Origin of the sequence: Moritella dasanensis ArB 0140, from assembly GCF_000276805.1 — a bacterium.
Classification (GTDB): domain Bacteria; phylum Pseudomonadota; class Gammaproteobacteria; order Enterobacterales; family Moritellaceae; genus Moritella; species Moritella dasanensis.
This window is the reverse complement of sequence record NZ_AKXQ01000011.1, coordinates 34,789-46,716: the sequence shown is the minus strand read 5'-3', so window position 1 is coordinate 46,716 and position 11,928 is coordinate 34,789. Positions and strand designations below refer to the sequence as shown.

Genomic DNA, 11,928 nt, shown 5'->3' with positions numbered 1-11,928 from the left:
GTTACATCATTACCACATCAAATTGCTCTTGCAAGTATTGTGGTTCAGGTTTTATTTTAACCTGTTTACCCATAAATAATTCCAATTCAGCAATACTGTGAGACTCTTCTTTGACAATGTATTCGGCAACCGCAACTGATGCATAAACGTTAAACTGATCCGCATCGTAGGCACGATTAACCCGGGTTACTTCACGAAATATCTCATAACATACTGTTTCAACAGTTTTTACCGAACCACGGCCATCACACGTCGGACAGTCAGAACACAAGACATGCTCTAATGATTCACGCGTACGCTTACGGGTCATTTCTACTAAGCCTAACGCCGAGAAGTCATGGGTATTGGTTTTAGCACGATCATGGCTTAATGCTGATTCCAAACATTCCATCACGCGACGGCGGTGCTCAGAACTTTGCATATCAATAAAATCAATAATGATAATACCACCAAGATTACGTAATCTCAGCTGGCGTGCAATCGCTTGAGTCGATTCCACATTGGTATTAAAGATCGTATCTTCAAGATTACGATGGCCAACAAACGCGCCAGTATTAATATCAATCGTCGTCATCGCTTCAGTCTGGTCGATAATTAAATAACCACCCGACTTTAACTTTACTCGACGTTCAAGCGCACGTTGTGATTCACTTTCCACATCGTACATTTCAAAAATTGGACGTTCGCCAGTATACGGTTCTAACGCACTCACTAGTTCAGGTACATATGATTCGGTAAATTCACATAGCTCAGCATAAGCCAGGCGTGAATCCACGCGGATCTTGTCTAATGGAGCACCGGCAAAATCGCGAATAATACGAAATGCCAAAGACGGATCTTGATACAACATACTCGCGCTTGGATTCGCTTTTTTACGCTGTAATACTTTAGTCCATAGACGTTTTAAGTAAGCAATGTCTTGTTCAAGTTCTTTATCACCCACACCATCGGCGGCGGTACGAATGATATAACCACCGAGTTCATCAATTTGCGCTTCAGTGACACGTTTTAAGCGGCTACGCTCTTCTTCACAATCAATACGTTGTGATACGCCAACATGTGAACTGCCTGGCATAAACACTAAATAGCGTGAAGGCAAGGTAATATCGGTCGTCAGGCGCGCACCTTTAGTACCCATCGGATCTTTCACTACTTGAACGACAATATCTTGGCCTTGACGAACGAGTTGCGAGATATCAGCGACTTTAAAATGTTTCTTCTCGCCAGGTGCAACACATTCGGTATGTGGCACAATATCTGATGCGTGTAAGAATGCTGCTTTATCAAGACCAATATCAATAAATGCAGCTTGCATGCCCGGTAATACCCGACTTACTTTACCTTTATAGATATTACCCACGATGCCGCGCTTCGCTTCTCGCTCGACATGTATTTCTTGTAGTATGCCATTTTCAATCAAGGCAACTCGTGTTTCGCTCGGGGTAACATTTACTAATAACTCTGTCGTTATACCCATATTCTTTAGCCCTTCGTTACTTATTCTGCTCTGCCTTAAAGGCTTGAATTAATTGCTCGGTTTGCATTAATGGTAAACCGACAACGGCACTATAACTACCGCTTATATGGCTAACGAATTTACCTGCAATACCTTGGATAGCATAACTCCCGGCTTTATCGAGTGGTTCACCCGTGCGCCAGTAGTCCTGCATTTCAATCGCTGGGATATCTCTAAACTGTACTGTTGTTGTTACTAACTCGACCTTGCAACGCGTGCCATCGGCAAGTGCTACAGCGGTCATTACTTCATGTTCTTGACCGGATAATAAGCTGAGCATGCGCACTGAGTCTGCCTCATCAACCGGTTTTTCTAATACTTGTCCGGCATAGACGACTATCGTGTCGGCGCCTAAAACAACAGCTTCAACGGCTGCGTTCGTCGTTACCTGTGTTGCGTTGACCTTGAGTAGCGCAGCAACACCCGCTTGCGCTTTATCGCGAGCCAAACGAGACACATAATCTGGGGCTAATTCACCCACTTGTTGCTGCTCTTCCACATCAACGGACAATACGGTGAATTCAACACCAATTTGAGTTAATAACTCACGGCGTCGTGGAGACTGCGACGCTAAATACATATTACGCTGTTTCATCTTATTATCTTCTACTCAATTAAGCTATCGTCAGACCACTATCTAATGGCAAATTGACGACGAATCTTCCGTAAAATCAAGAATATCCATGGCCATATTAACATCGTAGTTAAGATTGACCATAAGTACATGGGTGTTATTGAGATATCAAAAAGTAATTTTTCAGCCCAGAATATGATGAGCTTATTAAGCATCGTTAAGAAGCCGACAATCAAGGCTTGTTGCCATAACGAAATATTCCGGATCAAACGGTGATTCATGACGATAATATAAATAACAATCGACAAGGCCAAGGAATGGATACCTAGCGGCGCACCTAATAACAGATCCAACGCTAACCCAGTGACCCAAGCATAACCAATACTCACACGATACGGCAGTGCCATACACCAATAACCTAATACCAACAGCACCCAATCAGGTCGGAAGCTATCGATCGGCTCAGGGACAGGCAATGCAGTCAGTAATAATGCGAGAATGAGGGTCAGGATTAATTTAAAACGACCGTTAGCAGACGTCATAGCGTCTTCTCCTTACCTGTTTCTAACTGCGGTTCATTAACATCATCCAGATCTTTGATGGCAGGATCACCCTCGGATGCGTTGTCGTCATTGTCCCAAACTAATAGCACATAACGTATCCGCTCTAACGCCACAGCGGGTTTCGCTTCAACTTGGGCGTAGGGCTGACCAACCTGATAAGTGAACTCAGAAATAGTAGCAACAGGATAGCCTTCAGGAAATACGCCACCCAGGCCAGACGTCACTAATACATCGCCCACTTGAATATCGGTACTGTGTGGCATGTAAGGCAGGTTAAGACTATTTAGTTCGCCGCCGCCATTGGCTATCGCGCGAATATCATTACGCTGTACGCGCACCGGAATACCGTGGCTAATATCAGAAATCAGCAATACCCGGCTGTATGTGGCTGCCACATCAACAATTTGTCCAACCACACCCTGTTCGTTTAATACCGGTTGACCAATATAAACACCTTCCATTGCGCCCTTATTAATCACCACTTGCAGTGAAAACGGATCGGAATTAACGGTAATAATTTCAGCGACTAATTTACGCTGGTCGGTATGAACTGGTGAGTTAAGTAAGGCACGTAGACGTTTATTTTCTTGTTTTAAGTGCTTAAATTCCAACAACTGGACTTGCTGAGTGAATAGCTGGTCTTTTTGTTCTGCCACTTTTTTTCTTAAATCTCGGCGGCTGACGACATTATTTGATACACCTTTAAGCATTTCACTAGGGATATCAGCGGCATAAATTAACGGCGAGACAGCGGTATTGAGATAAAGTCGCACATTTGAAAATGAATCAAATTTTGAATCAAAAACAATTAATGAGAAAGAGGCGATAACCGCAAGGAATAGGCGCAGTTGTAAAGATGTAGAGGTAGCAAAAATAGGTTTCATTAGATGGTATTCTCAAAGGATGGCGCGTCCGCCATCCTATAGGATTATTTAATCAGGAGCTTAATCGTAATGGAACAGATCACCACCGTGCATATCAATCATTTCTAATGCAGTACCGCCGCCACGCGCCACACACGTCAGTGGATCTTCAGCGATAACCACTGGAATACCAGTTTCTTCAAGTAATAGACGATCAAGACCACGGATTAACGCACCGCCACCTGTTAGCACCATACCACGTTCAGCAATATCCGACGCTAATTCTGGTGGAGACTGCTCTAACGCTGTCATTACTGCACTTACAACACCCGATAGCGGCTCTTGTAATGCTTCTAGAATTTCAGTGCTGTTTAAAATGAAACTACGCGGTACACCTTCTGCAAGGTTACGGCCACGCACTTCAATTTCAACAACTTCATCAAGTGGATAGGCAGAACCAATCTCTTTCTTAATGCGTTCAGCCGTTGCTTCACCAATTAAGCTACCGTAGTTACGACGTACATAGCTGATGATTGCTTCATCAAGTTTGTCGCCACCAATACGGACAGATGAAGAATAAACCACACCGTTTAATGAGATAATTGCAACTTCTGTGGTACCACCACCTATATCAACAACCATAGAACCAGTTGCTTCAGATACGGGCATACCAGCACCAATCGCCGCAGCCATTGGCTCGTCGATTAAAAATACTTCACGTGCACCAGCACCTTGTGCTGATTCACGAATCGCACGACGTTCTACTTGTGTTGAACCACATGGTACACACACGAGAACACGTGGGCTTGGACGGAAAAAGTTATTGTCATGCACTTGTTTAATAAAGTGTTGTAACATTTTTTCTGTCACGAAAAAATCAGCGATAACGCCATCTTTCATTGGACGAATAGCGGCGATATTACCAGGAGTACGACCTAGCATTTGCTTTGCTGCAGTACCAACGGCAGCCACACTCTTGTTTGCACCACGCTCTTGGCGGATCGCAACAACTGAAGGCTCGTCAAGAACAATACCTTGACCTTTAACATAAATGAGAGTGTTTGCAGTTCCCAAATCGATTGATAAATCGCTAGAGAATAAGCCTCTTAACTTCTTAAACATGGTTATGGGCATTCCTAAAAGTAAAATGTTGCAAGATCGGTTAACTTTACCAATGCGCAATGAATGTGGCAAGTTTATCAGACTTTATGACGGACTCACTATTAATTTAACCGTCGACGGTAAATAACTCGATCATTACCGTAGAAAAAGCCAAAAGTAATGTTTGCAGAAGGGGCTTCACCATCTGCAGGCATCAGCCATTTGGGTGTATAGATGTATTCTAATATTGCAGTGCCCGGATTCCACGATGAGATAATTAACGCCTGTGTGATACCGCTGCTAAATTCGCAACTCGCGTTACCACAACCACTTAACGTTATGCCGCTGGCATCCCCACTGATCGTTGCAGTCGCGCCACTGGCAATAAATGTGGTAATGCTATCATCTTCATTAATAGTAAAACCATCACCCGTCGCTTTATTTGGATTGTAATACTGTACTTCCATTGTCACTGGGAAAGCATTTTCGCTGCTGGTCGTGCGGGTAGGGCCTGAACCATCATAAATATGCCAACGGCCAAAACGTAACTCACTGGGAGCATTCGATAAACGCTTTGCAGTGAGCGTATAATCTACTTCAGACATATCCATATCAGCAAGTTCAACACCATCCTTGTCTGTTATGCCAATACCAAAAAGTAATGAATATGGACCATCTTCGATGGTCTCTCCACCGCTATTTTTGAAACGAGAAAATTGACCGACATCAGATACTAATGTCTGTTTATATACCCCAGACAAAGCCCCGCCATCTTCGTCAGTTAAGCGAATAGATAAATCATCAGCACCACTCTCTGCGACAAAGCGAATGTCAGTCTTAGCGGATACAGCATCATAATTTTTAGTTAGCACATCGCCTCTATTTCTTGCTTCAAGGTGATAATCGAACTGTAATGCGGGTTGTTCCATGTAAGTAATGCCAAAAGAAGCATCCAATAAGAACCAGGCATCACTCCAAATTTCATTACCATCATGATCTGTAATTCCAGGTTTATAATCAGCTAATCTACACCATTTAGACCGATCCCATTCCGGTCTACATTGATAAATCTTACCATCACCGGATAGCACTACCGTTCCAGCTGCATAAGAAGTAAGGCCATAAGGAAACGTATAATCATAACTATTTGAACTACTACCGATGTTATCTATATAGTTATCAACACTTGATGAGACCAAGGTAAAATGGTCTGGAATGAAGCGGCCTATTTCGGTACCGATGCCGTTATCTACAGAGAAAGACTCGCCATAATAATTGTTATCCCGTACATTCACTTTAAATGCACCCACCTCACTGTAAGTCGCAGTAGCAGTACTCGCGGTTCCAGAACTAAAGTTTAATGCAACATAATCCCAATCAACTGGCCATTCAGTCCCATCAATTTCATAATTAAACACACCGTTATATCCGGCAACAGGAATCGAACGAGTGACTTTCGCTTCTACTTGAGCACTAGGGACATAGTTTGTTGTTACTTCACCACCAAAATTGACCGCTTCAACCTTAAATATAAAATCAGCACCGGCTATATGCGTATAATTAAACTTATCATCAGTCTTCTTGGTTAGATGTTCTTGCAATCCATTAGTGGCAACGATATTAAATTTATAAGGGCGAACAGGGAAAATATTACTCATCCCTTCAGCTTTAATTTTTGCATTACCTTTAACATCAATAGATCCGATTAACCTAATCATTCCAGCATCTTCATATAATGGACTCGGAATTTCGGCATAACCATCACCATTGAATTCCAATGAAACATCTGTATAAGAATATTTTTTATCGGATGCTTTATTTTTAGCTATCTCATTACCAGCGGCCCTAAAGTCTAATGCCGAACAGTCACTCGGTTCTAGGCATTGAACACCTAGCCCAACCAAAACAGTTTCATTTTTAACTGGCTCACATTTACCTTTTTTTCCTTTTTTACCTTTTTTGCCTTTAATAAATGCTTGTAGGTATAGTGTTTGACCATTGTTCATATGATCAGGAAATTCAATACCGGCGATTTGACTATCAATGTTTAAAGCATGGTCTTCCCCATAAGAAAAAACTAATCCGGAATCTGCAAATTTAATTTCACACTTAGTATTTTGTGATGGGACGTCATTACAGGAATATGGTGCATTAATACCGCTTAAAGATAATTCTAATTTTTTACTTTTCTGCTTCTTTAAACTAACCTCTTTTGACCCGGTAAAATTAATAAATTCTGTCACTTCATCTTTGTTGCCTTTCTTCGCATGTAAAGTAGCGGTTGTTCTTACACTCGCTTCAGCGCAATTACCATTAGCAATACCATTCGTACAGGCTTGAATTAAAATCGGATTAGCGGCACAACTGGTACCATTTTCATTATATAAAATGCGGTAATGATTCACGTTATTACTTGTATCGTCGCCATTTAAAACAATTCCTCTAAAAGAAAAATCATCAAAACCATCACCCTGACTGCAATTATTCTTCCAACCTATATAACGACCTTGCTTATGGCACTCACCCACAATAGCTATTTGATAGTTACCTACATCCAAAGACTCATTAATAGCTTTTGATTTATTAGACTTTCTTCTAATTGCAAGAGTATTGATAACCGGATTCGATTGACCCACTTTCCAAATAACAAAATATAATTGGCTATGTATACCACGATCGCCCGTAATCTCTATATTACTAAGCTCAAAAGACTGTGTAAGTTCAAAATTAATGACGTTAGAGGTATCCTGAATCCTTGGATTCTTTAGTACATCACCTGCAGGGCTATCACCCGCCTGAATAATGTTAGATGGATTAGTCCCCCAGAAATCACCAACGTACACCCTTTGTCCATCATAAATAGTCTCTGCTGCATATGCCGTTGAACAACACATCGTCATAAATAGCAATGTTGTGGTTACATATATTTTTATATTCAACATCATAACTTCACCTCAGCTTCAACAATATGCTGCGCCACAATTTTGCCACCATCACATGTACCTATGGACTTTAAATAATATTGCTTGCTTGCGTCAGGCAAATCTATCAATTCACATTCAAGCTTGATGCTACAATTCTCAAGTCCAACTTCCCCAGTCAAAAAATTAAGCGGAATAATGACAAGATCCGTGCAAAAAGAGGCATTATCTAATACCTTATAAATCCCATATTCCATACCACTATCCGCAGCGTAATAAGCTTTCGCGCTATACACTTCATTGGCAACACTATCCGCGGTTGAACTTAAAATTCGACTTAATGACGCAGCTAATAAAGAGATAACCACAATAATAAAGATCGAGATAACCAGCATACTGCCTTGTTGCTGATAAGGATTTGAATGACGATTACGGCACATTAGACATTACCACCTGATGTTCAAATTTGATTTCACTGTTATCGCGTAATAAGAAGTTAAAATTCAGCTCCAAAATGGCATTACTAAACTGAGTAGCACTGGTTAATGACATGCTGCTATTAGCACTTAAACCATTCATCATCCTAGCCTGACTTGCTGTGCTACTACCAATTTTTTCATATCGAAATAAAGTCGAATGATTATCTTCCAAGCAATAGCGAACCTCACGATCGAATATAAAATAACGCGATACTGCTGAATCTAGAGTAAGTACTGACCCCAACAAAGCAACCTCAGCTTGCGTATCATTGGCGCCGGAAACTATATAAGTATCGATAACAGCAATACTACCACTAGCTGGTTGGTAAAAATCATCCGACTTTGTAGTTAAAACACTGATTTTTTGGCCATTAAAAGTTCCTGTCGCGGCACTACCTGCCGCTCTAGAGATAGGATCCATAATCAGCTCAATTGGATTTTTCATTGCAACATTATTGATATATTGTCCTGCTGCATTAAAAGGAACAAAACTCATGCAACTGGCGTCAACCTTTACACTAAACGCAATCGCAGATTCGAGTTCTTTACTCATTCGATTTATCACAAAGCGCGCATCATTAAGGCGTTCATTTTGATTAACCGATGATTGATACAGCACAACGTTATCAGCAATAAAGCGACTGCTGAAAGTACCAACAACACCCAACAAAATAATCACAGTTACCAGTTCAACAAGGGTAAATCCAGCCTGCGTATATTTCATCATTTTAGGCATCAGTAATTCCCCTTAAATGAAGTCAGTGTAATCTCTTCATTATTAGGCATAAATATTGTCAAAGAGATTCTTTTAGCGACATTATTTGCAGTGCTACCTGTAACAAACTTATCAGCAGCCAACGACACACAAATTCTAATACCGTAACCGTTATAGCTATTATCTGAATTATTAGTAAGCTGCTGGCGCGCTAACTGAGGATTATAATTAGTATTAGCAGACCCATCATGATTAACATCGCAGTAAACATTATAATCATCGACATCATTAAAATTATTCGGGTTAACACGAGATTCTGGGAATTCAGGTCCTAAATCCGCATCGTCCGTGCAACTAGTACAGGGGCTAAAGCTACCTGAGCGGACATTAACATCATCATAATACCGAATCAGCACCTGGTTCATAATACTCTTCCCTAATGCTGTCGCTTTTATCTGATACATAGGCGAAGTCATTTTATTCGCTTGTGGTAAAAACACGCCTGTCACAATCGTCAACGCGACCGCTAGTACCACGATACCGACCACAATCTCGATTAAAGTAAAACCGCGTTGTTTATTGTTCATGGATATAGCCTTGAGATTCAATTCGAATGAATAATGTTTGCTCACCGATAATACTAATATCACAACTTACACAACCATTCGCGACGCCCCTAGAATCAAACTCAATGATGCGTAGTGGGCTATTAAAGCTGATCGAGCTACTATCAGCTTCCGCTTTACTCATACCCAATTGAGGAACTTCGTAACCAGCTAGCGGAAAAGTTACATCACAACCTTTAGGAATACCAAAACGGTTACTTTCAATTATCACTTTATTACAGGCGTAGAGGTTATTTGTACGAGGAATTCCACCAACATTTTTACGGCAATCATCATCACAACTCATCGCTTGTTGCTGTACGGTTTTTAATAATTGCAGGAGCTGGTCACGATAGGCTTGCGCTTCAAAACCATCATTACCAATTAATTTGGGGATCGCAGTCGCGGCGAGAATACCGAGAAGGATGATAACAATGACCAGTTCAATGAGGGTAAAGCCTGATTTTTTAAACATATGCTATCGTACCTGATGGCTTAATGTGATGGATGTTAGGTATTATATTTTACCATACTGAGCATTGATATTATTATAATAATTAAGTCAATTGCCTTAATTATGAGGTATTAATTAAGGCTGTATATTAGAAATAAAAAAGGCTTACCGAAGTAAGCCTTTTTTATTTAACACAAGTCTAAATTCATTTAGCTCTTATGAACATGTTACATTTGCAACAGTATAACGAGCAGCAGAAGATATAGATTCTGTATATGTTACGCAAGTAGCTGGTGCTGTAGATGAACCGTTCCAAAATGTAGTACTAGTACCTGATGCTGTATGGCCAAAGCCACTTAATTCAACAGCATCTGTAATATCAGCAGCTTTAGGATAACCATAAGCCGTATCAATCGTAACACCCGCATCAGTAATACTTGAGCTAGATGCAGTTTCAGTACCGTTAATCGCAGACTTAGAATAAACGATGTTAGCAGCACTATGCAGTGCAGCTTCAACACCTTTCATTGCTGATTTTTTAGCATCATCTTGAAGATTAATAAATTTCGGCACAGCAGTGGCAGCTAAGATACCTAGAACAATAATTACGATCACTAATTCGATTAGTGTAAAACCTGCATTTCTTTTCATTTTAGCTCCAAAAGCTGTTTTTAGTATAAATTACATGAATATATAACCAGTAGGACATCCACCTAATTTACATAAATGTACGTAGTAGTATATTTTTTGATACTATGCCAAAAAATACACTGTTTCACTAGTTTTTTTTAAAAATTGTGGACTAATCACCACATTATGTCCGGTCACAACATTTCCATATTATAACCAACATAATAATAAAAAATATTATAGCATCTTGATAATTAGATAATACTAAAGTGTTAGTTGAATTAACCTTGTACCACACCCATCATGTCCCACATTGGCACAAAAATACCCAATGCGAGTATCAATACCATCACAGCAACAATACAGATTAGTATCGGTTCAATTTTAGCGGTCAGTGATTGCAATTCATAATCCACTTCGCGTTCATAAAACTGCGCAGCTTCTAATAATAAGTCATCAACTTGACCGGTTTCATCACCGACCGAGATCATCTGTAAAATAAGCGGCGTAAACATGCCACTTTCACTGGCAGTAATCGTCAGGCTTTTACCTTCTTCAATACCCGCGCGCATTGACAAAATACGCACTTCCATCCAGGCATTATCAACCGTTGATGCCACCAATGACAAACTGTTATTCAGTGGCACACCGCCCCTGAGCATCAATGAAAAGCTGCGGGCAAAACGTGATAACAAGGTTTTTTCAATCACCGGACCAACGATGGGGATACGGATATAAAACAGTCCCCAACGCAATTTGCCCTTATCGGTTTGAATATAATATTTAAAACCAACCATACTGGCAATAACCGCAACAATAATGAGATGCCAATAGTTAACAAAAAATGCAGATGAAGCCAGTAATGCCCGTGTAGCCCAAGGTAATTCAACTCCAAATTTGTTAAACATATTAGCAAATGTCGGTATCACAAAAATATTCAAGATCACCATCGCACCTGAAATCGCGATTAATACAAATATAGGATAACGCACAGCACTGGCTATACGACGTCGGGTATCCATTTCCAATTCAAGATAATTGGCGATTTGTAAAAATGAATCATCTAAGCGACCGGTATTCTCACCTACTCGCACAATGGAAACAAAGATAGAAGCGAATACATGCGGATGTGCCGCCATCGATGCCGATAATGTGTTACCACTGTTTAGACGAACCACCACATCGTTAAGCACGTTTTTCAATTTAGCGTGTGAACTCGACTCAGATAACCCTTTAATCGCCCTGATCATCGGAATACCCGCTCGGGTAAGCGAGTACATCTGACGAGCAAAAATAACCAACTCGGCAAGTGGGATGCTGCGCGTTAACAACTGGCTAAGATCAATATTATTACTGTTACTGCTCGCCACTTTAATTTCAGTGGGAGTAATACCTTTCGCCATTAACGATTGTACTAAGGCATCTTGATTCTGCGCGTCCTGTTTACCCGAAGTCGCATTACCTTGGCTATCGCGGCCTTTATACGTAAAATGTGGCATTGGCTAAC

12 protein-coding genes are annotated in these 11,928 nt (G+C 40.7%); all 12 read right to left on the bottom strand.

What is annotated here, in order from left to right; translation table 11 throughout:
- Window position 1: 1 nt before the first annotated feature.
- The gene (gene rng, locus A923_RS0110760; RefSeq protein WP_017221690.1) at window positions 2-1,477 is read right to left on the bottom strand and encodes a ribonuclease G; all 1,476 of its coding nucleotides are present in this window, start codon (window positions 1,475-1,477) and stop codon (window positions 2-4) included.
- Between the two features lie 16 nt (window positions 1,478-1,493).
- A complete protein-coding gene (locus tag A923_RS0110755; protein ID WP_017221689.1) occupies window positions 1,494-2,111 on the bottom strand; it encodes a Maf family protein in 618 nt (205 codons plus the stop codon).
- A 38-nt stretch (window positions 2,112-2,149) separates the two neighbouring features.
- Complete coding sequence (gene mreD, locus A923_RS0110750) at window positions 2,150-2,632, bottom strand: rod shape-determining protein MreD (RefSeq protein WP_017221688.1); 483 nt, start codon at window positions 2,630-2,632, stop codon at window positions 2,150-2,152.
- A complete protein-coding gene (gene mreC / locus A923_RS0110745; RefSeq protein WP_017221687.1) occupies window positions 2,629-3,537 on the bottom strand; it encodes a rod shape-determining protein MreC in 909 nt (302 codons plus the stop codon). The genes mreD and mreC overlap by 4 nt, the downstream gene beginning before the upstream one ends.
- A gap of 60 nt (window positions 3,538-3,597) precedes the next feature.
- Window positions 3,598-4,638, bottom strand: a complete 1,041-nt coding sequence (locus A923_RS0110740) for a rod shape-determining protein (protein WP_017221686.1) — start codon at window positions 4,636-4,638, stop codon at window positions 3,598-3,600.
- A gap of 101 nt (window positions 4,639-4,739) precedes the next feature.
- A complete protein-coding gene (locus tag A923_RS0110735) occupies window positions 4,740-7,562 on the bottom strand; it encodes a DUF6701 domain-containing protein (protein ID WP_017221685.1) in 2,823 nt (940 codons plus the stop codon).
- Window positions 7,559-7,978 (bottom strand): PilX N-terminal domain-containing pilus assembly protein, encoded by a 420-nt coding sequence (locus A923_RS0110730; RefSeq protein WP_017221684.1) that lies wholly within the window; start codon window positions 7,976-7,978, stop codon window positions 7,559-7,561. The genes A923_RS0110735 and A923_RS0110730 overlap by 4 nt, the downstream gene beginning before the upstream one ends.
- Window positions 7,968-8,753 (bottom strand): PulJ/GspJ family protein, encoded by a 786-nt coding sequence (locus tag A923_RS0110725; protein ID WP_017221683.1) that lies wholly within the window; start codon window positions 8,751-8,753, stop codon window positions 7,968-7,970. Before A923_RS0110725 ends, A923_RS0110730 begins: the two co-directional genes overlap by 11 nt.
- Window positions 8,753-9,319: a type IV pilus modification PilV family protein gene (locus A923_RS0110720; protein ID WP_017221682.1), complete on the bottom strand. Its 567-nt coding sequence runs from the start codon at window positions 9,317-9,319 to the stop codon at window positions 8,753-8,755. Before A923_RS0110720 ends, A923_RS0110725 begins: the two co-directional genes overlap by 1 nt.
- Window positions 9,309-9,812, bottom strand: coding sequence for a type II secretion system protein (locus A923_RS0110715; RefSeq protein WP_017221681.1), 504 nt, complete (start codon window positions 9,810-9,812; stop codon window positions 9,309-9,311). Before A923_RS0110715 ends, A923_RS0110720 begins: the two co-directional genes overlap by 11 nt.
- A 195-nt stretch (window positions 9,813-10,007) precedes the next feature.
- Window positions 10,008-10,442 (bottom strand): prepilin-type N-terminal cleavage/methylation domain-containing protein, encoded by a 435-nt coding sequence (locus tag A923_RS0110710; protein WP_017221680.1) that lies wholly within the window; start codon window positions 10,440-10,442, stop codon window positions 10,008-10,010.
- Between the two features lie 260 nt (window positions 10,443-10,702).
- On the bottom strand, window positions 10,703-11,920 hold the full coding sequence (locus A923_RS0110705; RefSeq protein ID WP_017221679.1) for a type II secretion system F family protein: 1,218 nt from the start codon (window positions 11,918-11,920) through the stop codon (window positions 10,703-10,705).
- Window positions 11,921-11,928: the final 8 nt, after the last annotated feature.